We start from the raw sequence: 24052 nt of genomic DNA, 5'->3' as shown, positions 1-24052 counted from the left end.
AAGAACTCACAAATCAGCAACTAAAACGAAGGACTGTACATGAGTCGAAATGATCGCGACTACGAGGAAAAACGGGATTACATCCGCATGCGCGTCGATGCAGACGTCAACCTGATCCATGCCGGCCAAGTGATTCCCGCCGTGTGCATTGACCTTTCCAGCTCGGGCATGCAGGTTCAGGCGCCACGCTCGTTCCAGGTGGGAGACAAACTCAGCGTGAGCATTGTCTCCGACCATCCTGCGCTCAAGGGGCTTGAAGCCGAAACCGAGGTGGTCTGGGTGAATGATGAAGAAGGTGGTGGACAGAAACTGGGGCTTTCAATCATCTCGATGAAGTGAAAACGGGCGGAACAGGTTCACACTTTTACAAAATAATAAAGGCGACCCAGGGTCGCCTTTATTGATTCAAGCCGATGCAAGGTAGCGATTAAAAATCGTCTTCGACCTTGCCGTCCTTGACCTTGAACTCGCGGTTCTGCAGGTAGGCATTGCGAATGAAGGTGTAGCGATCGCCGCTGACCATGCGCTCGGCAGACAACAGGCTGGCACGCGTATCGATCAGGTTGACGCCCAGTGCAGTGTTACGGGTCGGAACGTGATCGATGTAGCGGTAGGGCGAGGTATAGGTGTCCGGGTACTTGGCGATTGCATCACGTACAGTGCTTGGCCCCAGCAACGGAATGACCACGAACGGGCCGCTCGGCACGCCCCAATAGCCCAGCGTCTGACCGAAGTCCTCATCATTGCGTTGCAGGCCCATGCGGGTGCCAACGTCGATGAAGCCCAGCAGGCCGAAGGTGGTGTTGACGATCAGACGCGCAGTGTCGACGCCAGCCGCTTCAGGCTTGGCTTGCAGCACGTTGTTCGCCAGATTGCCGACATCGCCGATGTTGCTGAAGAAGTTATGGATACCGTCTTCGACGAATTGCGGTGCGATGTACTGATATCCCTTGGCCAACGGCTTGAGCGTGTAAGCGTCAAGGATATCGTTGAATTTGAAAATGGGACGGTTGATGCCTTCCCACGGATCATCTTCAGCGGCCTGCACGGCCACCGGAACCAGCGCGATGCCGGCACACAGGGACAATTGCAGCAAACGTTTGATAAAGCCTGCACCGGTCACGGGCATAGCTGACACTCCTGATCGAGATATCGAAATAATGACGCGGGTGCTACGCCCCACACGCTAGGACAGGGAGTATAAAGCCTTCTGTCGAGAATAAGGCAGGTCTGTCAGCAAAGGGTTGCTGATAAACTCCGTCATCGCACCTTCATCGAAGTGTCACAAAAGATCGGTAGCGTTTCTCGATATTTCAGAGAGATCCTCATGCTCGCCCCGGTCCTCACGCCTCTGCCAACCTTCCCTGCCCTGCTGTTCGGCCTTAGCGGCTGCCTGGTGGACTTCGGTGCGCAGGCCGCAAACTCGCGCGCACCCGGCCATGAGCACACGCAGCTCACACCGGGTGCAAAGGCTATTCTGCAGACCCTGCGTGACCAGAGCATGCCTTGCGCCTGGCTCGATGAACTGCCTGAAAACGTGAGCGCTGCACTGGCTGCACCGGTGAGTGACTGGATGATTCCCGCCCCACGCCCGACCGCAGGCTGGCCCGCCCCGGATGCCTGCTGGATGGCATTGATGGCCCTGAAAGTCAGCCACCTGGATGGCTGCGTACTGATCAGCGGCGACCCGCGCCTGTTGCAGTCCGGGCTGAACGCCGGGCTGTGGACCATTGGCCTGGCATCCTGCGGCCCACTGTGCGGGCTCTCGCCTTCACAATGGCAGGCACTCAGTGATGCCGAACGCGAACGGCGACGCGCGCAGGCCACACTCAAACTCTATTCGCTGGGGGTGCATTCGGTGATCGACCACCTGGGCGAACTGGAATCCTGCCTGGCCGACATCGCACTGCGTCGCAGCAAAGGCGAAAAACCCTGATACATATGCAGCCAGGTGCAGACTGGATTAGTCTTGAGTGAACATGGACCTTTAGCTCTTCGGCGAAGTCCATGAGACAGACTTATCAATCAAGGAGCACCTCATGCCTGCCCGCGAACTGCAAGAACAACTCGATACCCTGCGCGAGCAACTGGAGCACAACCCGCCGATGTCAGAGTCCGAGCGGGAAAATCTGCGCGAACTCATGCAACAAATTGAAACTAAAATTCAGCTGGAACAGGCCACCCACGAGCAGGACAGCAGCCTGGCTGATGGTGTGAATCTGGCCGTCGAGCGTTTCGAGCTGGAGCATCCGACCATTGCCGGGACCTTGCGCAACATCGTGCAGACGCTGGGTAACATCGGAGTCTGATCGGGGAATGCCGCTCTGCTGGCTCTGCGTCCGGCCGCTGATACGCGGTGCGACGCGGAGTTGTGACGCAGAGCGTCACCCAATGCATGCCGACGCGGAGCGTCGGCACGATAATCCTAAACCTGGAAACGTCAGACAGTGGGCGCCGACGCGTTGCACCGGCGCTGATGACCACACACCTATCGTTCCTCACGCTCCGCGTGGGAATGCCGTCCCGGACGCTCTGCGTCCACTCCCATGGTGCCAGACGATACTACTGCCGCGCCAGCCTGCGATTGTCCAAGTCGAGTGTTTCAGTGCTGCGGTACGGGTTGATGTCCAGACCACCGCGGCGCACGTAGCGCGCATACACGGTGAGCTTCTCCGGCTTGAGCAGGCGCTGCAGGTCGAGGAAGATTCTTTCCACGCACTGTTCATGAAAATCCGAGTGCTGGCGGAAGCTGACGATATACGCCAGCAGGCTGGCGTGATCCAGCGCTGCGCCGCGATATTCGACCACTACGCTGCCCCAGTCAGGCTGGCTGGTGACCGGACAGTTGGATTTGAGCAGATGACTGTGCACGCTCTCTGCCACCACCCGCGAGTCATCACAACACAGCAACTCTGGCTGCGGCCGGTCATAGCTGCTGACCGAGATGTCCAGGTCGTCGATACACACGCCCGGCAACGCAGCAACACCCTCCTCTTCGATTTCCGCCAGGCTGCGAATACGCACGCCAACCGGCTTGCCCGCAGCAGCCGAGAGATCCTGTTCGAGGGTGGTCTGCAGCTGTTCGACGGTCGCGAAAGCCGTCTGATTCAACGAATTGAGGTACAGCTTGAATGACTTCGATTCGATGATGTTCGGCGATTCGGCCGGGATACTGAACTCGCCAATGGCCACCACCGGCTTGCCGGAAGGCAGCAGCCATGACAGCTCGTAGCAGTTCCAGAAATCGACACCCTGATAAGGCAGCGTCTGCGCGGTGAGCCCAAGCTCGGCCCATTTGGCGGCACGCGGGATCGGGAACAACAGAGACGGCGTGTAGGTGGCGATGTACTCACTGGACTTGCCCAGCGGCGAGTGTTCGGCTGCGGGATGCATGGCGATACCTGGATCATGAATGAACGCGGCGAGTTTATAGCGTTTGCCTGGGGCTTTCAGCGAAAATCCGCTCTGCCCCGCCACCCTCGCAGGCCGCCCTGCGGCCTCGACGAAGGTGACTCAGGCCCTGTCACTCGTAACGCAGTGCATGCGCTGGCTGGATCTGCGCGGCGCGCCATGCGGGGTAGATGGTCGCCAGAAAGCTCAGGATAAACCCGGCACCGCAGATCAACAGCACGTCACCGGCCTGCAGTTCGGAAGGCAGGTTGCTGATGAAATACACATCGGAACTGAAGATGTGCTGACCGCTGACCCGCTCGACCCAGCCCACCAGGCTGCTGACGTTCAGCGCCGCAATAATCCCCAGGATGCCGCCGATCAAGGTACCGACGATGCCGATGACGGTGCCCTGAACCACGAAGATCGCCATGATCTGCCGCGGCGTGGCGCCGATGGTGCGCAGTATGGCGATGTCTGCGCCCTTGTCGTTGACCACCATGATCAGCGTGGCAATGATGTTGAACGCTGCCACGGCGACGATCATCAGCAGCAACAGACCGATCATGGTCTTTTCCATCTTCATGGCGCTGAACAGGCTGCCCTGGGTGTGGGTCCAGTCATCGGCGCGATAGCCCTCACCCAGACCGGCGGCAATGGCGGTGGACACCTGGGGTGCCTTGTACAGATCCTTGAGCGCCAGCCGCACGCCCTGAACCTGATTGGGCTGCCAGCGTTGCATCTGCGCCGCATCGGCGATGTTGATCAGGCCCATCGAACCATCCAGTTCGGCACCGACCTTGAAGATACCCACGACGGTCAGGCGTTGCATGCGCGGCGTGATGCCGCCAGGAGCGCTGCTGACTTCCGGGACGATCAGGGTCAGCTTGTCGCCGATGCTCAGGCGAAAGCGGCGCGCGGTGATGTCGCCGAGCACTACGCCGAACTCGCCCGGCTTGAGGTCTTCGAGGTTTCCGCGGGTGATGTGCTGCGTGACGATCGACACCTCATGTTCCAGCGCCGGGTCTACGCCGCTGATCTGGATCGGCTGCATCGAGCCCTTGTAGGAGAGCATGCCTTCCATGTCGGTGAACGGCACGGCAGCGGTCACTTCAGGGTTTTTCAGCGCCGCGTCGGCCAGCGGTTTCCAGTCATCGACCGGAGTGCTACCGGCAATCACCGCGTGCGGCACCATGCCGAGAATCCGCGAGCTCATTTCCCGCTGGAAACCGTTCATGACCGACAGCACCACGATCATCGCCAGGACACCGAGTGCCAGACCGATCATCGAGGTCATCGAAATGAACGAGATGAAGCTTTTGCGGCGTTTGGCGCGGGTATAGCGCATGCCGATGAAGATGGGTAACGGTCTGAACATTCGCGAAGCACCGTGGGAAAATACACCGTATAAAAACTGGAACCCGACGCGACGAATTGCGCCGGGCCGGGTCGATCAGGCCTCGACGAGCCGGCCGTCTTCCAGACGCAGGACACGGTCCATTTGCCGGGCCAGGCTCATGTCGTGGGTCACGATCAGAAACGCCGTGCGCGATGACGTGCTCAATTCACGCATCAGGTCCTGGATGCCCTGCGCGGTGTGGTGATCGAGGTTGCCGGTTGGCTCGTCAAGCATCACCAGACCCGGCTGATTGATCAGGGCGCGGGCAATCGCCACGCGCTGACGCTCGCCACCAGACAGCTCCGAAGGCTTGTGCGCCAGACGATGACCGAGGCCGACACGCTCCAGCAATGCAGTGGAGCGCTTGCGGGCTTCGGGGATCGGCGTACGGCCGATCAACAACGGCATGCAGACGTTTTCAAGCGCGGTGAATTCGGGCAGCAGGTGGTGGAACTGGTAGACGAAGCCCAGCGCCCGGTTACGCAGCAGGCCGCGAGCCTTTTCGCCCAGCGCCGACAACTCTTCGCCCGCCAGCCAGACACTGCCTTCGGACGGCGTGTCCAGACCGCCCAACAGGTTGAGCAAGGTACTTTTGCCCGACCCCGAACTGCCGACGATCGCGACACGCTCGCCAGGGTGCAATTCCAGCTGCAGGCCGGACAACACCACCACCGACTCCGGGCCTTCCTCGTAGGATTTACCCAGGTTGCGGCAACTCAATACTGCTTTATCAGACATGCCCGACTCACTCATAACGTAACGCCTCCGCCGGCTGGGTGCGCGCAGCACGCCAGGCGGGATACAGGGTGGCGAGGAAACTCAGGACCAACGCTGCACCACAGACCTGGAACACGTCCTGGGCCATCAGTTGCGAAGGCAGGTAATCAATGAAGTAGACATCGGCGTTGAGAAACTTGTGGCCGATCAGCCCTTCGAGTGCGGAAATGGCTGCGCTGACATTGAGCGCCGCCAGAATCCCCAGTGCCGCGCCGATCAGCGTGCCAACCACGCCGATCACCGTGCCTTGGACCATGAATATCGCCATGATCTGTCGCGGCGTAGCACCCAGGGTACGCAGAATCGCGATGTCGCCCTTCTTGTCATTGACCACCATCACCAGCGTGGAAATGATGTTGAAGGCCGCCACCGCCACGATCAGCAGCAGCAACAGACCGATCATGGCTTTTTCCATGCGGATCGCCTGATACAGGTTGCCGTGGGTGCGCGTCCAGTCACGCGAGTAGAAATTGTTTTCGCCCAGCTTCTGCGCGATTTCCCACGAAGTGCGTGGCGCGGCGAACAGGTCGTCGAACTTGAGACGCAGGCCCTGCACCTGATTGGGCTTCCAGCGGTGCAGACGGCCCAGGTCATCAAGGTTGGTCAGCCCCAGGAAGCCGTCGATTTCGCCGGCGCCGACGTGAAAGATGCCGGTCACCTCGAAGCGCTTCATGCGCGGGAACATCCCGGCTGGCGTCACCGTCACTTCAGGCGCAACGAAGGTCAGCTTGTCGCCGATGCCGACGCCCAGCTTGGCCGCGGCCTTGTCGCCGATCATGATGCCGAAGCTGCCGGGCGACAGACTGTCGAGCTGGCCCTGCTTGATGAAGTGGTCAATGATCGAGACCTTGCGCTCTTCAAGCGGGTCGATACCGTTGAGCAGCACTTTCTGGACCTTGCCGTCGTGGGTCAGCAAGCCCTGCATCTGGGTGAACGGCGCAACGGCCAGCACCTGCGGGTTTTCCTGAACCTTCGCGGCCAGACCGCGCCAGTCGGTGATCGGGTCAGCCGATTCGATGGTCGCGTGCGGCACCATGCCGAGCACGCGGGTACGCATTTCGTGATCGAAACCGTTCATCACCGATAACACGACTATCATGACCACAACGCCCAGGGCGAGGCCGATCATGGAGGTCAGGGAGATGAAGGAAACAAAATGATTGCGTCGCTTCGCACGGGTGTAGCGCGTGCCGATAAATACAAAAAGAGGTCTGAACATGTAGGAATTTGTTCGCAGGAATGAGGACGTCCGTGTGGCGGGCCTTGACGTGCAGCTTTACACTCGAAACTCTCTGACCACCGCCGCTAGCTTGGGTTCGCCATGTCGACATTAGATGAAGCAGGACGCCGCGAATACTACCGTATCGACGACAGCGTCGCACTGGAAATTAACCCCCTGTCTGCCGCCGACCAGGCAAGCCAGGATGCCATGCAGGACACCTCGACGCTGTTCGACCTGCTCAGCGAGCTGCATGTCAGCGAGTTCGAGTCGCAGCATCTGATGCGCCAGCTCGACGAGCGCGACCGGGTGCTGAACAGTTTTCTCAAGTCGCTGAGCAAGCGCATCGACCTGCTGGGCGAAGTGGTTGCCCACACCGCACTGGGCAAGCTGGGCGCGCCTCAGCCGGTCAAGCTGTCTGAAGGCGGGATTCAGTTCAATTCGCAACAGGCTTTTGCCGTCGGCGAACAACTGTCGATCAAGATGGTGCTCATGCCCCAGGCCGCGGGTCTGATGCTGCGCGCCAGGGTTTCGCAATGCGACACGCTGGCCGACGGCAATTTCTATATCAGTACCGAGTTCGTCAATCTCCCGGATGCGCAGCGCCAGTTACTCGCCCGCCATGTATTGCAGCGTCAGGCTCAGCAGCGGCGTCAGGCGCTGGAACAAGGCCAGCCCTCCGGAAATTGAACGCCCGGCCCCTTTATCACTATCAGTAGCCAGGAGTAAACGTGACCCTTATCTACGGCCACCGCGGCGCCAAGGGCGAAGCACCGGAAAATACCCTGACCAGCTTTCAGGAATGCCTCAAGCACGGCGTGCGCCGCTGTGAACTGGACCTGCATCTTTCAAAGGATGGAGAGTTGATGGTCATTCATGACCCGACCCTCAAACGCACCACCGACCGGCGCGGCAAGGTCAATGAACACCTCGCCGCCGACCTGGTGACCTATGACGCGCGCAAGGGTGGCCCCGGCTGGGTCTCGCCGTGCCCGATTCCACGCCTGGAAGAACTCTTCGAACAATGCGCTTTCGAGCACTGGCAGTTGGAAGTCAAAAGCGCCTCACGCACTCGCGCCGCCAATACCGTGCTGGCGATTCGTGAAATGGCTCAGCGCCATGGCTTGCTGGACAAGGTGACGATCACCTCCAGCTCACGCGAAGTGCTGCGCGCCGCTCTGGACCTGACGCCGGACATCTCGCGCGGGCTGGTAGCCGAGTACGCCTGGCTCGACCCGTTGAAGGTCGCCCAGAGCTACGGCTGTGAAATTCTGGCATTGAACTGGACACTGTGTACCCCGGAGCGCCTGCAGAAAGCACAGCGTCAGGGCCTGCATGTGTCGGTATGGACAGTCAACGAGCCTGCACTGATGCGCAGGCTCGCTGATTTCGGCGTCGACAGCCTGATTACAGACTTTCCCGGTTTGGCCACCGCCACGCTCGGGAATCACTGAAATCGGTCTCCCCGGCCGGCTCAGGCCACCGGCCGGAGTCGCTTAAAAAAGCCGGTTGAGGCCGTCGTATGCGGCTACCCGATAGGCTTCGGCCATGGTCGGGTAGTTGAACGTGGTGTTGACGAAGTACTTCATGGTGTTCGCTTCACCCGGCTGGCTCATGATTGCCTGACCGATGTGCACGATCTCGGACGCCTGGTCGCCGAAGCAATGCACGCCCAGCACCTCGAGCGTCTCGCGGTGGAACAGGATCTTCAGCATCCCGACCCGCTCCCCGGAAATCTGCGCGCGCGCCATGCCCTTGAAGAACGCCTTGCCCACTTCGTAAGGCACCTTGGCCTGCGTCAGTTCGTGTTCGTTCTTGCCGATCGAGCTGATCTCGGGAATCGTGTAGATCCCGGTCGGCACATCGTTGACATAACGCCAGCTGCCATTGTCGACCATGCTGCCCGCGGCCGAACGACCCTGGTCGTAAGCAGCACTGGCCAGGCTTGGCCAGCCAATCACATCGCCGGCGCCGTAGACGTTGGAAACGCTGGTGCGGTAGGTCTCGTCCACTTCGATCTGACCACGGCCGTTGGCCTTCAGACCGATGTTCTCAAGACCCAGCTTGTCGGTGTTGCCGGTACGGCCGTTGCACCACAGCAAGGCATCGGCCTTGATCTTCTTGCCGGACTTCAGGTGCAGGATAACGCCGTTATCCAGACCTTCGACCTTCTCGTACTCTTCGTTGTGGCGAACCATCACGTTGTTGTTGCTGAAGTGATAGCTCAGCGCCTGGGAGATTTCCGAATCCAGGAAGCTCAGCAACTGGTCACGGTTATCCACCAGCTCGACCAGCACGCCAAGGCCGCTGAAGATCGAGGCGTATTCGCAGCCGATCACACCGGCACCGTAAATGATCAGCTTGCGCGGGGTATGGCCCAGGCTGAGGATGGTGTCGCTGTCGTAGATGCGCTTGTGACTGAAATCGATGTCGGCCGGCCGATAGGGGCGCGAACCGGTGGCGATGATGATCTGGTTGGCCACCAGCTTTTCCACCACACCGTTGGTGCAGACCACGTTGATGCTGGTCTCGTCGGCAAAACTGCCGGTGCCGAAGAACACGTCGACGCGGTTGCGGGCGTAGTAACTGGTGCGCGAGGCCACTTGCTTGGAGATGACCATTTCAGCGTTTTTCAACACATCCGGAAACGAAAACCAGCGCGGCTCGCCGATGGCACGAAACATCGGGTTGGTGTTGAACTGAATGATCTGCTTGACCGAGTGACGCAGGGCCTTGGACGGAATGGTGCCCAAATGGGTGCAGTTACCGCCCACTTGCCGACGGCTGTCGACCATGGCGACCTTGCGCCCCGCCTTGGCGGCGTTCATTGCCGCGCCTTCTCCGGCAGGGCCGGAACCCAGTACCACTACGTCGTAGTTGTAGACAGCCATGCGTACTCCTTTAAACAGACCGAGGCGCCACTCTGGCATCTCTGGCTAAATCACGCGGCGCAGTCTAGCGCTGCACCGAGGCGGCGAACATTAACCCTTGGTCGCGTCGAAGGCCAATTTTTGTCTGCACATGGCGCAACTGACCGGATGATCCGGCCCGCTGAATTACCGCGGCTGCTGCACAACCAGATGATCAAACGACGCGTTGCTGCGGATGATAAAGCGCTTATCGGCACGAATCACAAAAAAAGCAGGGATTTTATGTTCTTGCGCATAATCCCAACCGCGCTGCGGGCCGAGAATCAACAGCAGGGAAGACAGACCGTCAGCCATCAGCGCCGAGGGATGAATGACCGTCACCGACGCCAGACTGTGGCTGATCGGCTTACCGCTCAAGGCATCGAGCGTATCGGAAATGCGCCACCCGGCATGGTCGACGTAGCGACGATAGTCGCCCGACGTAGACACGGCGTAGCCTTTCAGCGGAAACACTTTTTGCGTGACAGTGCCATCATCGAGCGGCGCGTCCAGGGTCACTCGCCAGGGCGAGCCGTCGGGCTTGAGCCCGCTGACTTTCAGTTCACCCGTGGCCTGCACCAGATAATCGTGCAAGCCGAGCGCGTCCATCCGTTCGCTGATCCGATCGACCGCATAGCCGGCGGCGATGCTGTTGAGGTCCACTTGCACGGCGGCACTCTTGCACAACCGGTCGCCGACGATGCGCAGGTTGCGATAACCGACCAGCGCCTGAGTCCGGGCCAGTTGCCGCACCAGCGGCATCTGCTCGAACAGCGTATGAGGCCCCAACCCCCACAGGTCCATCAACGGCTTGACCGTCAGATCGAAGGCTCCGTCGCTCTCCTGCGCCAACTGTTCGCCCACGCCGATCAGTTTCAAGACCGGTTCCGGCATCACCTGGCAGCTATTGGCAGGTAATGCATTGAAGCGCTCGATATCCGAATCCGCGCGCCAGAGCGACATCTGCTGATCGACCTCGTCCAGAAGCGCTTCGACCTCGGGACGCACAGCCGCAGGCTCCGGCTGCCCGGAAGCGCGCGCATACACCACGGAATAATGACTGCCCATGGTCGGCCCGCCAAAGCTTTCCAGCTTGCGTTCCTGACCACAACCACTGCACACCAGCAACACGAGGCACCCTGCAACCTTGCCAAACCTACGCAAACCCATGCCCCGCACTATAAAAAACCTTCAGAGTGACTTACTGCCTTTGGCGAACAAGCCAGAAAAGCGTCCATAACCTGCTCTGACACCCAGTGAACCGTCCCGATACAAGGCCGACCCTCATATTGAGTGGTCGAGGGCCATTAATGCTCCCTGCGCGCCCGGTCTGTTCATCAAGTTTCATCAAAACGACACGCCGCACGTTCTCAATTGTCTTGACCTGTCAAGCGTCAGTTAACTGATAGCAAATCGCCGAAACGGTTGTCTTTGAGCCCTGTTACACATACTGTTACAAGTGCGCATCGCCAGTTGCACACACGAAATGGCGATGCGAACGGGATAAAAACGACAACGGACTCCAAGCCGACGAGCCTGAGCGAGTAACTAAATGGCCTCCACAACAAGTAAGGGCAAAGCGATCTTTCGCGTTGTCAGCGGTAACTTCCTCGAGATGTTCGATTTCATGGTCTACGGCTTCTATGCCACGGCCATCGCAAAAACCTTCTTCCCTTCCGACAGCGCTTTCGCTTCGTTGATGCTGTCGCTGGCGACCTTCGGCGCAGGCTTCTTGATGCGTCCGCTGGGCGCAATCTTTCTCGGTGCCTACATCGACCGTCACGGGCGTCGCAAAGGGCTGATTATCACCCTCGCGATGATGGCAATGGGCACTCTGTTGATTGCCTGCGTGCCGGGCTACTCCACATTGGGCGTCATCGCCCCCTTGCTGGTGCTGCTCGGTCGTTTGCTGCAAGGTTTCTCTGCAGGTGTGGAACTGGGTGGTGTTTCGGTGTACCTGGCTGAAATCTCGACACCGGGCCGCAAAGGCTTCTTCGTCAGCTGGCAGTCCGCCAGCCAACAGGCCGCCGTGGTCTTCGCCGGCTTGCTGGGCGTGGGTCTCAACCACTGGCTGAGCCCGGAGCAGATGGGTGAATGGGGCTGGCGCGTGCCGTTCCTGATCGGCTGCCTGATCGTGCCGGCCATCTTCATCATCCGTCGCTCGCTGGAAGAGTCGCCGGAGTTCGAAGCCCGCACGCATCGCCCGACGCTGAGTGAAGTGGTGCGCTCTATCGGCCAGAACTTCGGTCTGGTGCTGGGCGGCATGGCGCTGGTGGTCATGACCACCGTGACGTTCTACCTGATCACCGCTTACACCCCGACCTTCGGCAAGAACGAGTTGAACCTGACCGACCTTGAAAGCCTGCTGGTGACGGTCTGCGTTGGTGTGTCCAACTTCATCTGGCTGCCGATCATGGGCTCGTTCTCGGACCGCATCGGCCGCAAGCCGCTGCTGATTGCGGCGACTGTACTGGCTATCGCCACCGCTTACCCTGCCCTGTCGTGGCTAGTCGCACACCCAAGCTTCGGCAACCTGCTGATGGTCGAGTTGTGGCTGTCGTTCCTGTATGGCTCCTACAACGGGGCAATGGTTGTGGCGCTGACCGAGATCATGCCGGTCGACGTCCGCACCACCGGCTTCTCGCTGGCCTACAGCCTGGCGACTGCGACCTTCGGTGGTTTTACCCCGGCGGCCTGTACTTACCTGATTCACGTACTGGACAACAAGGCAGCGCCAGGTATCTGGCTGACCGGCGCAGCGGTGCTGGGTCTGGTTGCGACGCTGATACTGTTCCGCAAGGGTGGGCAGAAGCTTGAAGCGCCTGTCGCGGCTTCCGCCAGCTGATTGATCGCGGCATTGCAAAAAGAAAACCCCGGCTCGAGAGTCTCTCGGCCGGGGTTTTGCGTTTTCAGACCTTGCGTTTCCAGGGCCGAAAGCTGAGCCAGAGCAACACACCAGGCAATTGCAACGCCACCATCAGGCCCAACGACCACTGATAAGCCTCAAGCGGGTGACCGGCACCCTGGGACGCTGGCCACAGATTAAGTACTGCTCCCATCAGCCACTGCAGGAAAAACGCCAGCACGAACACCACCAGATTGAACGAGGAACTGACCCTGCCCGCCAGCTCCGGCGACACCGATTGCGCCACAATAGCGTAGTTCATGGTCGTCGAGGTGCCAAAGAAGCTGAAGCCCATGGCAATCAGGTAAGGCGATACCGGCAAGCCGCTGGCCATCAGCACCTGAAAGCCGATAAAGATCAGCATACCGGTGCCACAGATCATGATCGGCTGTACGCCGAACCTGCGCAGGTAATCGGTGATCGCGCCGAACGTCAGGGACCCCGCCACCATCGCGATAGCTCCGAACAACAGCACATTGGCCATCCCGGAATCGCTCAAGCCCGCCATATCGCGTAGCCACGGCCCCATCCAAAGAGACAGTACCGACATGTAGATGGCGTGCGCGAACACCGAGTACAGCGCCAGACGCCAGAACGTCCACGACGCGTACAGCTTGCCGACAGCGGCAAACATGTCGGCGTAGCGAGTGTTTTTGCTCTCGTAGGTCTTGGGGACGCTGAGGTGTATGACCACCACCACACAAAAGGTCAGCAGCGCCAGAACCAGAAACGCTTCTCGCCAGGTCAACCAGCTCAGCAACGCATGCAATGGCGTGGTCGACGCCATTGCGCCCAGCCCGCCGATCGACAGCAGGCAGGCAGTACTCAGTGGCAAACGCTCGACCGGCAACCAGATGGCGCACGCCTTGATCGCACTCATCAGCGAGCCCGCTACCCCCAGGCCAATCAGCCCTCGCCCGATCAACAACCCTGTCTCGGTGCTGGAAATACTGAAGATGACCGAACCGGCGACCGCGAACAGCAGCATCGGCGCCTGCACGCTGCGTGGCCCATAGCGGTCCAGCATCACGCCAAGCGGAATCTGCGCCGCCGCGAAGGTCAGAAAATACACGCCAGTCAACAACCCCAGGCTGCTCGCGGGCAAACTCAGGTCGGCTTGCAGGTCGACGTAAATCACTGCGTTGACGGTGCGAAACAGGTAGGAAACGAAATGCCCCAGCCCAAAGGGGATGAAGATCGTCAGAAACAGCAGGAAGAAGCTGCTTTTGAGGGGGTGTTGCGAACCGTCCAGGGCCGAACTGCTCATCCTTGGTGACTCCATCGTCCAGAAAATCTGCGCGTGACAGATTCTCATGGTCAGCCACAAAACAAAACGGGCCGAAGCCTGCCTGCGCAGGGTTCGGCCCGTTTATCTGCTGTCCCGGTCAGACCGGGCAGCTCAAGCGTTCAACGTTTACTGCGGGAAAGCTGGCGGATTGACGTCTGCCATGTCTTCCATCACGCGAACCACCTGATGGCTGTAACCGAATTCGTTGTCGTACCAGACGTACAGCACAACGCGGTTGTCGTTGACGATGGTCGCTTCGGCATCCACGACACCAGCGTGACGCGAGCCAACGAAGTCAGTGGAGACCACCTCCTGCGAGTTCACGAAGTCGATCTGCTTGTGCAGGTCCGAGTGCAGCGCCATGTAGCGCAGGTACTCGTTCATTTCTTCGCGAGTGGTCTGCTTCTCGAGGTTGAGGTTGAGAATGGCCATGGACACGTTCGGCGTCGGAACGCGGATCGCGTTGCCGGTCAGCTTGCCGGCCAGCTCGGGCAATGCCTTGGCAGCAGCGGTGGCCGCACCGGTTTCGGTGATGACCATGTTCAACGCGGCGCTACGGCCGCGACGATCGCCCTTGTGGAAGTTGTCGATCAGGTTCTGGTCGTTGGTGTACGAGTGAACCGTTTCGACGTGACCGTTGGTGATGCCGAACTTGTCGTTGACCGCCTTGAGCACCGGCACGATGGCGTTGGTGGTGCAGGATGCCGCCGAGACGATCTTGTCGTCCGCAGTGATTTCACCGTGGTTGATACCGTGCACGATGTTCTTCAGCTTGCCTTTGCCCGGCGCGGTCAGGACCACGCGGTCGATGCCAGGGCAGGCCAGATGCTGACCCAGACCTTCGGCATCACGCCATACACCGGTGTTGTCCACCAGCAGAGCGTCCTTGATACCGTACTGGGTGTAATCCACCTCGGACGGGTTCTTGGCGTAGATCACCTGAATCAGGTTGCCGTTGGCGGTGAGCGTGCTGTTGGCTTCGTCGATGGTGATGGTGCCATCGAACGGACCGTGAACCGAGTCACGGCGCAGCAGGCTGGCGCGCTTGACCAGATCGTTTTCCGCGCCCTTGCGGACCACGATGGCGCGCAGACGCAGGCCGTCGCCACCACCGGTCTTCTCGATCAGGATCCGCGCCAGCAGGCGACCGATACGACCGAAACCGTACAGCACGACGTCGGTGCCCTTGCGTGGGCTGGCGCCCTGCTGACCCACTACACTGGCCAGTTCTTCACGGACGAACTGCTCTGGCGTGCGGCCATTGCCTTCGGTCTTGAACTTCACCGCCAGCTTGCCCAGGTCCACCGAAGCGGCACCCAGCTTGAGCTCGCTCATCGCCTTGATCAGCGGGAACGTCTCGTGTACGGACAACTCAACCGCATCGGACTGACGATGACGCGCAAAGCGGTGAGCTTTGAGAATCGCGATGACTGAACGGTTGATCAGGCTACGGCCATAGATCGAGCTCACCACATTATTATTGCGGTAGAGCTGACCGATGAGCGGGATCATCGCTTCGGCGAGAGCTTCACGATCAATCCATTCACCAAGACACTGGTCGGGCTTCTGAGTCACGGGAACCTTCCACATGTAGGGGCTGAAAAAAGGGGCTACATTATGACTGCGCCTTTGTTTATGAGCAATGCACGGCTGTCATATCGACGCGCACTACATAATTTTCGCCCGTAAATACTCGGTAATACTCCGGAAAACTGACAGCCACCACCTTCCCCCGTTACAATCGCCGCCCCTGTTGCAACGCCTGGAGCCCGACCTTCCCGTGCCAGTTCTGCGTCTACCGCATCTTTCTGCCGCTGCAGGCAAACAACACTGGGGCAATCTTCCCGGTGCCACACTGAGCCTGGCCATTGCCGAAGCCGCCAGCGCGGCCAAGCGCTTCACCCTGCTGCTGACCGCCGACAGCCAAAGCGCCGAGCGGCTCGAGCAAGAGCTGAAGTTTTTTGCACCTACGCTGCCGGTTCTGCACTTCCCGGACTGGGAAACCCTGCCCTACGACCTGTTTTCGCCGCACCAGGACATCATTTCCCAGCGTATTGCCAGCCTCTATCGCCTGCCGGAACTGGAGCATGGCGTTTTGGTAGTTCCCATCACCACCGCCCTACATAGACTGGCGCCGACCAAATTTCTGCTCGGCAGCAGCCTGGTGCTGGATGTCGGCCAGAAGCTCGATGTGGAAGCCATGCGTACGCGCCTGGAAGCCAGCGGCTACCGGTATGTGGATACGGTCTACGAACATGGCGAGTTCACCGTGCGCGGGGCGCTGATCGATCTGTTCCCGATGGGCAGCAAGCTGCCGTTTCGGATCGACCTGTTCGACGATGAAATCGAAACGCTGCGCACCTTCGATCCGGACACCCAGCGCTCCATCGACAAGGTCGAGTCGGTGCGCCTGTTGCCTGCCCGTGAATTCCCGTTACAGAAAGAAGAAGTCACACGCTTCAAGGCGCGCTTTCGCGAGCGCTTCGATGTGGACTTCCGACGCAGCCCGATTTTCCAGGACTTGAGCAGCGGCATCACGCCTGCCGGCATCGAGTACTACATCCCGCTGTTCTTCGAGGAAACCTCGACGCTGTTCGATTACCTGCCGCAGGACACCCAGGTGTTTTCCCTGCCGGGCATTGAGCAGGCTGCCGAGAACTTCTGGAACGACGTGCGCAACCGCTATGAAGAACGCCGCGTCGATCCTGCGCGGCCGCTGCTGCCGCCCGCAGAATTGTTTCTACCGGTAGAAGACTGTTTCGCGCGCCTGAAAAACTGGCCGCGCGTGGTCGCCAGCCAGCAGGATGTCGACGCCGGTGCCGGACGCGAGCGCTTCCCGGCGCAGTCCCTGCCGGACCTGTCCATCGAAGCCAAGGCCACTCAACCACTGGCGGCCCTGTCGACGTTTCTGGATGACTTCCCCGGTCGCGTGCTGTTCACCGCCGAGTCCGCCGGACGCCGGGAAGTGCTGCTGGAACTGCTCGAACGCCTCAAGCTGCGACCCAAAACCGTCGACAGCTGGCTGGATTTCGTCGACGGCAAGGACCGACTGGCAATCACCATCGCACCGCTTGACGAAGGCCTGCTGCTGGAACAACCAGCCCTGGCGCTGATCGCAGAAAGCCCGCTGTTCGGCCAGCGCGTCATGCAGCGCCGTCGCCGCGAAAAGCGCACCGACGGCGGCAACAACGATGCGGTCATCAAGAACCTCACCGAGCTGCGCGAAGGCGCGCCGGTGGTGCACATCGATCATGGCGTGGGTCGTTATCTCGGGCTCGCGACCCTGGAAGTCGAAAACCAGGTCGCCGAATTCCTGATGCTGGCCTACGCCGAAGACGCCAAGCTGTACGTCCCGGTCGCCAACCTGCACCTGATTGCCCGCTACACCGGCAGCGACGACGAAACCGCGCCGCTGCACCGCCTGGGTTCGGAAACCTGGCAGAAAGCCAAACGCAAGGCTGCCGAGCAGGTCCGTGACGTGGCGGCCGAACTGCTGGATATCTACGCGCGTCGCGCGGCCCGCGAAGGCTATGCGTTTGCCGACCCGAAAGCCGATTACGCGACCTTCAGCGCAGGCTTCCCGTTCGAAGAGACACCGGATCAGCAGACCACCATCGACGCCGTGCGCGCCGACATGCTGGCGCCCAAGCCGATGGATCGTCTGGTCTGTGGCGACGTGGGTTTCGGCAAGACCGAAGTGGCCATGCGTGCCGCCTTCATCGCCGTGCATGGCGGGCGTCAGGTGGCCATTCTGGTGCCGACCACCCTGCTCGCGCAGCAGCACTACAACAGTTTCCGCGACCGTTTCGCCGACTGGCCGGTGACCGTCGAGGTGATGAGCCGCTTCAAGTCGGCCAAGGAAGTCAGCGCCGCAGTTGCCGATCTGGCCGAGGGCAAGATCGACATCGTCATCGGCACGCACAAGCTGTTGCAGGATGACGTCAAGATCAAGAACCTCGGCTTGGTGATCATCGACGAAGAACACCGGTTTGGCGTGCGCCAGAAAGAACAGCTCAAGGCGCTGCGCAGCGAGGTCGATATTCTGACCCTGACCGCAACGCCGATCCCGCGCACCCTGAACATGGCCGTGTCGGGCATGCGCGACCTGTCGATCATCGCTACGCCACCGGCGCGCAGGCTGTCGGTGCGCACTTTCGTGATGGAGCAGAACAAGCCGACCATCAAGGAAGCCCTGCTGCGTGAGCTGTTGCGCGGCGGCCAGGTCTATTACCTGCACAACGACGTCAAGACCATCGAGAAATGCGCCGCCGATCTGGCCGAGCTGGTGCCGGAAGCGCGTATCGGCATCGGACACGGGCAGATGCGCGAGCGCGAACTCGAACAGGTGATGAGCGACTTCTACCACAAGCGCTTCAATGTGCTGATCGCCTCGACCATCATCGAGACCGGCATCGACGTGCCGAGCGCCAACACCATCATCATCGAGCGCGCCGACAAGTTCGGTCTGGCCCAGCTGCACCAGTTGCGCGGTCGTGTCGGGCGCAGTCACCACCAGGCTTACGCCTACCTGCTGACCCCGCCACGCAAACAGATTACCCACGACGCCGAAAAGCGTCTGGAAGCGATTGCCAATACTCAGGACCTGGGCGCGGGCTTCGTGCTCGCCACCAATGACCTGGAGATCCGTGGCGCAGGCGAACTGCTCGGGGACGGCCAGAGCGGCCAGATCCAGGCGGTGGGCTTCACCCTGTACATGGAAATGCTCGAGCGCGCGGTGAAGTCGATTCGCAAGGGCGAACAGCCCAATCTCGATCAGCCGCTGGGCGGCGGACCGGAAATCAACCTGCGCGTGCCGGCCTTGATCCCCGAAGCCTACCTGCCGGATGTGCACACGCGCCTGATTCTCTACAAGCGCATTGCCAACGCTGCTGACGAAGAAGCACTGAAGGACCTGCAGGTCGAAATGATCGACCGCTTCGGCCTGCTGCCGGAACCGACCAAGAATCTGGTGCGTATCACGCTGCTCAAACTGCACGCCGAACAGCTGGGCATCCGGAAAATCGACGGTGGCCCGCAAGGTGGCCGTATCGAGTTCGCAGCCGAGACGCCGGTTGATCCTTTGACCCTGATCAAGCTGATCCAGAGCCAGCCCAACCGCTACAAGTTCGAAGGTGCCACGCTGTTCAAATTCATGGTTCCCATGGAGCGCCCGGAAGAGCGCTTCAATACGATCGAAGCGCTGCTTGAGCGCCTGACCCCGAAAACTGCTTGAAGGATTCACGCATGCTTCTGTTTCGTTCACTGATCCTGCTGCTGACGCTGATCGCGCCGGCCGCGTTCGCCGATGGCCTGTATCAGGTCGAGATTCTGCTGTTTCGCCAGAGCGGCGAGCCGGCCTCGACCCGCCAGCTTGTACCGGAAAACTGGGACAAGGGCGCACAGAAGATCGACGCGAACGATGAACGAAGCCCCGCCCTCAATGATCTGGCGAGCAAACTGCAAGGCAGCGGCCACTATGAAGTGCTGATGCAGCGCGCCTGGCAGCAGAGCATCGGCACCGAACCGGGCAAGGTCGCCATCACCAGTGGTGAAGAGCGGCTTGGGCATTTCCCGATCGAGGGTACCGTGAGTCTGGCGATGGCACGCTTCACCGATATTGGTGCACAATTCTGGGTCAACCAGCTGGACCCGCATGGCGTGGTCATCAGCAGTGAACGATTGAAGCAGACTGCCAGGGTAAAGAACGGTGAGCTGACCTATCTGGACAATGGCAACCTCGCGTTGCTGATCAAGGTTTCTCCTCTTTGATCTTTACGTACGCAAGGGACGCCCAAGCGTCCCCTTTCTTTTTGAGCATCGCTGCGGCGTAGGGCTTTTTAAAACTTGTCGTCCATTCTCGAAAAAGTCCTGGCTGCGGCCTGGACAGACCTATTCCACGAGCGAACGCTTGAGCGAGGGCGCGACTACGCCCGGCAAAAACGCATCGTGCTGGAAGACTCCAGCCCGCAGATCATCCGCACCGCCTGTCGGGGCTCGGGCCTGGAAATCTACACCCAGACGCTGCTGTTCAAGGACCCTGATCGCTACAAGAACTACCTGACCTGCAAATGCACGTGCCCGGTTCGCAACGACTGCAAACACTGCGTGGCCGCCCTGCTGTTTCTGCAGGACCCGCACAACCGTCCGCTGCTGCAGGCCGCGCTGGCCTCGCACCAGCAAGAGATGGAAAAGCCTGTCGAACAAAAGCCCAGGTTGCCGGAGCGCCTGATCGATGACCTGCAGCCACGGCCCAGGCTGATTCTGGCCAGCATCGAGTTCAGTGCCTACGAGCCGCGCAACGGGCGTATGCAGCGACACATCCAGCACCGTGCCGCGCTGGCCTTTGCCTACGGCAAGCATTACGCGGTCGGCACCACCAACGTCAGCATTCTGGTCAGTTCGCTGGGCAGCGATCTGGTGAACCAGAAAAGCGACATCATCGAACACACCGACACCGAAACCCTGCGCATCCGTCGTCAGGGCGAACGGGAGCGGCAGTTGCGTCAGGAACTGGCCGATCTGGGTTTCAAGGTTGCCACCCGGCAAAGCAAGGCACTGCCCGACAGCGCCGGCGACATGTACGAACTGCCCAACGACAAGGCCTGGCTGCATTTTGTCCTCGATGACCTGCCGCGGCTGCGCGAGCAAGGCTGGGAAATCGACATTCAGGAAGAGTTCGGCTTCGACGTCACGCCGGTGGAAGACTGGTACGCGGTCATCGATGAAGAGAACGAGCGCGACTGGTTCGATCTGGAATTGGGCATCATCGTCAACGGCGAGCGCCTGAGCCTGCTGCCGATCCTGATCAACCTGATCCGCAGCCATCCCGAACTGATGAGCCCGTCGGCCGTGGCCAAGCGCGGCGACGAAGAACAACTGCTGGTGCAGCTCAACCACTTCACGCAAAGCGGCGGCAGCCCGGTACAGATCGCCCTGCCCTACGGCCGGCTCAAGCCGGTACTGGCGACGCTGGGGGACTTCTACTGGCGCCAGGAGGGCAACAACGCGCTGCGCATGAGCAAAGCCGACGCGGCACGCCTTACCCAGCTCGAAGACCTGCCGCTGACCTGGCAGGGCGGCGACCGCCTGCGTCACTTTGCCGAACGCCTGATCAACATCAAGGACGCGCCGGTCAGCCTGCCCGACGGGCTGAACGCTACGCTGCGCCCGTATCAGCTGGAAGGCCTGAGCTGGATGCAGTCGCTGCGCGAGCTGGAAGTCGGCGGCGTGCTGGCCGACGACATGGGCTTGGGCAAGACCCTGCAGACCCTGGCCCACCTGCTGATGGAAAAACAGGCCGGACGCCTCGATCGCCCGGCACTGGCGGTCATGCCGACCAGCCTGATCCCCAACTGGCTGGACGAGTCCGAGCACTTCACCCCGGACCTCAAGGTGCTGGCCCTGTACGGTGCCAACCGCCACCAGGATGCCGGCAACCTTCAGGATTACGACCTGATCCTGACCACCTACGCTTTGCTGCCACGGGACCTGGAGTTGCTCGAAAAACAGCCCTTCCACGTGCTGATTCTCGATGAAGCGCAGTACATCAAGAACCCCAACAGCAAGGCCGCCCAGGCCGCACGCAACCTCAACGCCCGCCAGCGCCTGTGCCTGAGCGGTACGCCGCTGGAAAACCACCTGGGCGAGCTGTGGTCACTGTTTCACTTCCTGATGCCCGGCTGGCTGGGCAACAGCAAGGAATTCAACAGCAACTACCGCACCGCCATCGAAAAGCATGGCAACCAGGACCGCCTGCATCACCTCAATGCGCGCATCAAGCCATTCCTGCTGCGTCGTACCAAGGAACAGGTGGCGACCGAACTGCCACCCAAGACCGAGATCATCCACTGGGTCGACCTCAACGACGCGCAGCGCGATGTGTACGAAACCGTGCGCCTGGCGATGGACAAAAAGGTCAGGGACGAAATCACCCGCAAAGGCGTGGCACGCAGCCAGATCATCATTCTCGAAGCGCTGCTCAAGCTGCGTCAGGTCTGCTGTGACCTGCGCCTGGTCAATCAGGACATGCCGGTCAACAGCAAACAGGGCACCTCGGGCAAGCTCAACAGCCTGATGGAGATGTTCGAAGAATTGCTGGCCGAAGGTCGCAAGATTCTGTTGTTCTCGCAGTTCACTTCGATGCTGAGCCTGATCGAGGAAGAGCTCAAGCAACGCGGTATCGCCTACGCCCTGCTGACCGGCTCGACCCGCGATCGCCGCACGCCGATTCATGACTTCCAGAGCGGCAAGCTGCCGATTTTCCTGATCAGCCTCAAAGCAGGCGGCACCGGCCTCAACCTCACCGCCGCCGATACCGTGATCCACTACGATCCGTGGTGGAACCCGGCAGCGGAAAATCAGGCGACCGACCGCGCGTACCGTATCGGCCAGGACAAGCCGGTGTTCGTCTACAAGATGATCGCGCGCGGCACCGTGGAAGAGAAAATCCAGCGCCTGCAACGGGAAAAATCAGCGCTGGCCTCGGGTGTGCTTGACGGTCGCACAACCGGCGACTGGAAGCTGCGCGACGAAGATTTGCAGGCGCTGTTCGCCCCATTGCCCGCCGCACCGAAGAAAACCCGCAAGTAGGCGTGTCAGGCGCTTATTCGACAGCCACCTGCTGGAGAATCTGCGCCGTCGACAGGACCGTAGCGTACTCGCCATGCAGATTGGCCAGCGACATTGCGTGCACCTCTTCGGCACTGCGCGGCGTGCCGAAGAAGTCCTTTTGATCAAAGGTAAAGCAGGCATCGTGCGCAACCAGCACGTCAAACCCCAGATTACCGCCACTGCGCGCGGTCGACTCGACAGAGTTGTTGGTGACCACACCGGCGATCACCAACTGCCTGATGCCGTCGGAGCGTAACCACATTTCCAGAAAGGACCCGCAAAACGCGTCGGGGACCTGCTTGCTCAGCTCACGCTCATCAGCTTGCGGCACGAACGCCGGCTGGTACTCGACCCCTGACTGTTGCGGCCAGAACACTGATTCGGGTGACGTCGAAAAATGCCGGACGTGAATAACCGGCCGCCCGGATTGCCGCCAGGCACTGAGCAGAGCGCTGACATGGCTCTCGGCCAGTGGGTTATTACGTCGCCCGAGCCTGGGATGATGGATGCCCTGCTGCAGGTCGATCAGGATCAGCGCGCTGTTGTCTTGAATATCCATGATGAATCAGTCCGAACTTTTGGTTCAGCAAGACTATCGCAATCAAGGTCTATTCTGGTCGCAATCGTCGACAGCCTCAGGCTTGTCCGAGACCTGCCCCCAAGGAGAACATCATGATCGAACACCTTAAACTCGCCGGCAAAGTAGCGCTCGTGCAGGGCGGCTCACGTGGCATCGGCGCAGCCATCGTCCAGCGCCTGGCCAAAGAAGGCGCTGCCGTGGCGTTTACCTACGTCAGCTCCGAGGTAAGCGCTCTGGAGATTCAGGACAGCATCGTCGCCAATGGCGGCCGCGCATTGGCCATTCGCGCAGACAGCGCCGACGAAAAAGCCATCCGCCAGGCCGTGCAGACCACTGCCGAGACCCTTGGCAGGCTGGATATCCTGGTCAACAACGCCGGCATTCTGGCCATCGCGCCGCTCAATGAATTCAGCATGCAGGACTTCGACAAGACCCTGGCCATCAACGTGCGCAGCGTATTCATCGCCAGCCAGGAAGCCGCCCGGCATATGGAAGAAGGCGGCCGCATCATCAACATCGGCAGCACCAACGCTGACCGCATGCCCTTTGCGGGCGGCGCCACGTACGCCATGAGCAAATCGGCGCTGATCGGCCTGACCAAAGGCATGGCCCGCGACCTCGGCCCGCAAGGCATCACCGTCAACAACGTTCAGCCCGGCCCGGTGGACACCGACATGAACCCGGCGCAGGGCGAATTCGCCGAAACCCTGAAAGCGCTGATGGCCCTGCCCCGCTACGGCACCAGCGAAGAAATCGCCAGCTTCGTCGCCTACCTCGCAGGCCCGGAAGCGGGCTACATCACCGGTGCCAGCCTGACCATCGACGGCGGCTTCAGCGCCTGACGCCACCACCACAAACGGCCCTTTGCCCAAGGGCCGCATCCCGTGCCAGAGCCTTTTACTGGCGAATCAGCGTTTATTTGCTTAAGCGCATGAAAAATCTGAAAAAAAGTTTTGCGTTAGGAAAAGCTTTCGA

At 60.4% G+C, this 24052-nt stretch carries 20 protein-coding genes; 10 read left to right on the top strand and 10 right to left on the bottom strand.

The window, feature by feature from the left end; genetic code table 11:
- Positions 1-39: 39 nt before the first annotated feature.
- On the top strand, positions 40-339 hold the full coding sequence (locus KBY08_RS15865; RefSeq protein WP_024660672.1) for a PilZ domain-containing protein: 300 nt from the start codon (positions 40-42) through the stop codon (positions 337-339).
- Between the two features lie 88 nt (positions 340-427).
- Here the strand turns inward: KBY08_RS15865 and KBY08_RS15860 are convergent, their stop codons facing one another.
- Positions 428-1129 carry a VacJ family lipoprotein gene (locus KBY08_RS15860; protein WP_003407022.1) on the bottom strand — a complete coding sequence of 234 codons (702 nt, stop codon included), beginning with the start codon at positions 1127-1129 and terminating at the stop codon, positions 428-430.
- 198 nt (positions 1130-1327) lie between these two features.
- Here KBY08_RS15860 and KBY08_RS15855 point away from each other — a divergent pair, with 198 nt between their 5' ends.
- Both KBY08_RS15855 and KBY08_RS15850 read left to right on the top strand, forming a co-directional pair.
- Positions 1328-1936, top strand: coding sequence for a hypothetical protein (locus KBY08_RS15855; RefSeq protein WP_003407024.1), 609 nt, complete (start codon positions 1328-1330; stop codon positions 1934-1936).
- Positions 1937-2039: 103 nt separating this feature from the next.
- Positions 2040-2309, top strand: coding sequence for a DUF4404 family protein (locus KBY08_RS15850; protein ID WP_032655219.1), 270 nt, complete (start codon positions 2040-2042; stop codon positions 2307-2309).
- Positions 2310-2562: 253 nt separating this feature from the next.
- Here the strand turns inward: KBY08_RS15850 and queF are convergent, their stop codons facing one another.
- The 4 genes from queF to KBY08_RS15830 all read right to left on the bottom strand — a co-directional run bounded on the left by queF (position 2563) and on the right by KBY08_RS15830 (position 6785).
- Positions 2563-3393 (bottom strand): NADPH-dependent 7-cyano-7-deazaguanine reductase QueF, encoded by an 831-nt coding sequence (gene queF, locus KBY08_RS15845; protein WP_024661067.1) that lies wholly within the window; start codon positions 3391-3393, stop codon positions 2563-2565.
- Positions 3394-3523: 130 nt separating this feature from the next.
- The gene (locus tag KBY08_RS15840) at positions 3524-4768 is read right to left on the bottom strand and encodes a lipoprotein-releasing ABC transporter permease subunit (protein ID WP_024661066.1); all 1245 of its coding nucleotides are present in this window, start codon (positions 4766-4768) and stop codon (positions 3524-3526) included.
- A 75-nt stretch (positions 4769-4843) separates the two neighbouring features.
- Positions 4844-5527 carry a lipoprotein-releasing ABC transporter ATP-binding protein LolD gene (lolD, locus tag KBY08_RS15835; RefSeq protein ID WP_172452211.1) on the bottom strand — a complete coding sequence of 228 codons (684 nt, stop codon included), beginning with the start codon at positions 5525-5527 and terminating at the stop codon, positions 4844-4846.
- A 7-nt stretch (positions 5528-5534) separates the two neighbouring features.
- Positions 5535-6785: a lipoprotein-releasing ABC transporter permease subunit gene (locus tag KBY08_RS15830; protein WP_003405692.1), complete on the bottom strand. Its 1251-nt coding sequence runs from the start codon at positions 6783-6785 to the stop codon at positions 5535-5537.
- Between the two features lie 102 nt (positions 6786-6887).
- On the opposite strand from KBY08_RS15830, the gene KBY08_RS15825 reads away from it, so the two are divergent.
- Together KBY08_RS15825 and KBY08_RS15820 are read left to right on the top strand one after the other, a co-directional pair.
- The gene (locus KBY08_RS15825; protein ID WP_003405698.1) at positions 6888-7475 is read left to right on the top strand and encodes a PilZ domain-containing protein; all 588 of its coding nucleotides are present in this window, start codon (positions 6888-6890) and stop codon (positions 7473-7475) included.
- A gap of 41 nt (positions 7476-7516) precedes the next feature.
- Entirely contained in the window at positions 7517-8239 is a 723-nt protein-coding gene (locus KBY08_RS15820) for a glycerophosphodiester phosphodiesterase (RefSeq protein WP_003405702.1), read from the top strand.
- Between the two features lie 42 nt (positions 8240-8281).
- Here the strand turns inward: KBY08_RS15820 and sthA are convergent, their stop codons facing one another.
- Both sthA and KBY08_RS15810 read right to left on the bottom strand, forming a co-directional pair.
- Positions 8282-9676, bottom strand: a complete 1395-nt coding sequence (gene sthA / locus KBY08_RS15815) for a Si-specific NAD(P)(+) transhydrogenase (RefSeq protein WP_003436620.1) — start codon at positions 9674-9676, stop codon at positions 8282-8284.
- A gap of 165 nt (positions 9677-9841) precedes the next feature.
- Positions 9842-10864 (bottom strand): FAD:protein FMN transferase, encoded by a 1023-nt coding sequence (locus tag KBY08_RS15810; RefSeq protein WP_161633378.1) that lies wholly within the window; start codon positions 10862-10864, stop codon positions 9842-9844.
- A 382-nt stretch (positions 10865-11246) separates the two neighbouring features.
- Between KBY08_RS15810 and KBY08_RS15805 the strand changes: the two genes are divergently transcribed.
- Positions 11247-12539 carry an MFS transporter gene (locus KBY08_RS15805; RefSeq protein ID WP_003405709.1) on the top strand — a complete coding sequence of 431 codons (1293 nt, stop codon included), beginning with the start codon at positions 11247-11249 and terminating at the stop codon, positions 12537-12539.
- A 64-nt stretch (positions 12540-12603) separates the two neighbouring features.
- Here the strand turns inward: KBY08_RS15805 and KBY08_RS15800 are convergent, their stop codons facing one another.
- Both KBY08_RS15800 and KBY08_RS15795 read right to left on the bottom strand, forming a co-directional pair.
- Positions 12604-13866 (bottom strand): MFS transporter, encoded by a 1263-nt coding sequence (locus tag KBY08_RS15800; protein ID WP_058399278.1) that lies wholly within the window; start codon positions 13864-13866, stop codon positions 12604-12606.
- Positions 13867-14013: 147 nt separating this feature from the next.
- Positions 14014-15477: a glyceraldehyde-3-phosphate dehydrogenase gene (locus KBY08_RS15795; RefSeq protein WP_024640601.1), complete on the bottom strand. Its 1464-nt coding sequence runs from the start codon at positions 15475-15477 to the stop codon at positions 14014-14016.
- 190 nt (positions 15478-15667) lie between these two features.
- Here KBY08_RS15795 and mfd point away from each other — a divergent pair, with 190 nt between their 5' ends.
- The 3 genes from mfd (at position 15668) to KBY08_RS15780 (ending at position 22476) form a co-directional block, all read left to right on the top strand.
- Positions 15668-19120 (top strand): transcription-repair coupling factor, encoded by a 3453-nt coding sequence (gene mfd / locus KBY08_RS15790; protein ID WP_011267304.1) that lies wholly within the window; start codon positions 15668-15670, stop codon positions 19118-19120.
- An 11-nt stretch (positions 19121-19131) separates the two neighbouring features.
- Positions 19132-19656, top strand: a complete 525-nt coding sequence (locus KBY08_RS15785; RefSeq protein ID WP_011267303.1) for a CsiV family protein — start codon at positions 19132-19134, stop codon at positions 19654-19656.
- 75 nt (positions 19657-19731) lie between these two features.
- Complete coding sequence (locus KBY08_RS15780; RefSeq protein WP_011267302.1) at positions 19732-22476, top strand: DEAD/DEAH box helicase; 2745 nt, start codon at positions 19732-19734, stop codon at positions 22474-22476.
- 13 nt (positions 22477-22489) lie between these two features.
- On the opposite strand, the gene KBY08_RS15775 is transcribed toward KBY08_RS15780, so the two are convergent.
- A complete protein-coding gene (locus KBY08_RS15775; RefSeq protein WP_058821963.1) occupies positions 22490-23056 on the bottom strand; it encodes a cysteine hydrolase family protein in 567 nt (188 codons plus the stop codon).
- Between the two features lie 113 nt (positions 23057-23169).
- Between KBY08_RS15775 and KBY08_RS15770 the strand changes: the two genes are divergently transcribed.
- Complete coding sequence (locus KBY08_RS15770) at positions 23170-23919, top strand: 3-oxoacyl-ACP reductase family protein (protein WP_003315093.1); 750 nt, start codon at positions 23170-23172, stop codon at positions 23917-23919.
- Positions 23920-24052: the final 133 nt, after the last annotated feature.

Origin of the sequence: Pseudomonas sp. P135 (assembly GCF_020312125.1) — a bacterium.
In the GTDB taxonomy this organism is placed as follows: Bacteria; Pseudomonadota; Gammaproteobacteria; order Pseudomonadales; family Pseudomonadaceae; genus Aquipseudomonas; species Aquipseudomonas fragariae.
Note: the sequence above shows the minus strand (reverse complement) of the source record. Positions and strands in the feature narration are given on the sequence as shown.

Bases quoted from the DNA above. Each gene is read 5' to 3' on its own strand.
- KBY08_RS15795 (WP_024640601.1), bottom strand. From the start codon at position 15,477: ATGTGGAAGGTTCCCGTGACTCAGAAGCCCGACCAGTGTCTTGGTGAA.
- KBY08_RS15810 (WP_161633378.1), bottom strand. From the start codon at position 10,864: ATGGGTTTGCGTAGGTTTGGCAAGGTTGCAGGGTGCCTCGTGTTGCTG.
- KBY08_RS15825 (WP_003405698.1), top strand. From the start codon at position 6,888: ATGTCGACATTAGATGAAGCAGGACGCCGCGAATACTACCGTATCGAC.
- KBY08_RS15805 (WP_003405709.1), top strand. From the start codon at position 11,247: ATGGCCTCCACAACAAGTAAGGGCAAAGCGATCTTTCGCGTTGTCAGC.
- KBY08_RS15770 (WP_003315093.1), top strand. From the start codon at position 23,170: ATGATCGAACACCTTAAACTCGCCGGCAAAGTAGCGCTCGTGCAGGGC.
- KBY08_RS15855 (WP_003407024.1), top strand. From the start codon at position 1,328: ATGCTCGCCCCGGTCCTCACGCCTCTGCCAACCTTCCCTGCCCTGCTG.
- KBY08_RS15860 (WP_003407022.1), bottom strand. From the start codon at position 1,129: ATGCCCGTGACCGGTGCAGGCTTTATCAAACGTTTGCTGCAATTGTCC.
- KBY08_RS15840 (WP_024661066.1), bottom strand. From the start codon at position 4,768: ATGTTCAGACCGTTACCCATCTTCATCGGCATGCGCTATACCCGCGCC.
- KBY08_RS15830 (WP_003405692.1), bottom strand. From the start codon at position 6,785: ATGTTCAGACCTCTTTTTGTATTTATCGGCACGCGCTACACCCGTGCG.
- KBY08_RS15850 (WP_032655219.1), top strand. From the start codon at position 2,040: ATGCCTGCCCGCGAACTGCAAGAACAACTCGATACCCTGCGCGAGCAA.
- KBY08_RS15800 (WP_058399278.1), bottom strand. From the start codon at position 13,866: ATGAGCAGTTCGGCCCTGGACGGTTCGCAACACCCCCTCAAAAGCAGC.
- KBY08_RS15865 (WP_024660672.1), top strand. From the start codon at position 40: ATGAGTCGAAATGATCGCGACTACGAGGAAAAACGGGATTACATCCGC.
- queF (WP_024661067.1), bottom strand. From the start codon at position 3,393: ATGCATCCCGCAGCCGAACACTCGCCGCTGGGCAAGTCCAGTGAGTAC.
- KBY08_RS15785 (WP_011267303.1), top strand. From the start codon at position 19,132: ATGCTTCTGTTTCGTTCACTGATCCTGCTGCTGACGCTGATCGCGCCG.
- lolD (WP_172452211.1), bottom strand. From the start codon at position 5,527: ATGTCTGATAAAGCAGTATTGAGTTGCCGCAACCTGGGTAAATCCTAC.
- KBY08_RS15775 (WP_058821963.1), bottom strand. From the start codon at position 23,056: ATGGATATTCAAGACAACAGCGCGCTGATCCTGATCGACCTGCAGCAG.
- sthA (WP_003436620.1), bottom strand. From the start codon at position 9,676: ATGGCTGTCTACAACTACGACGTAGTGGTACTGGGTTCCGGCCCTGCC.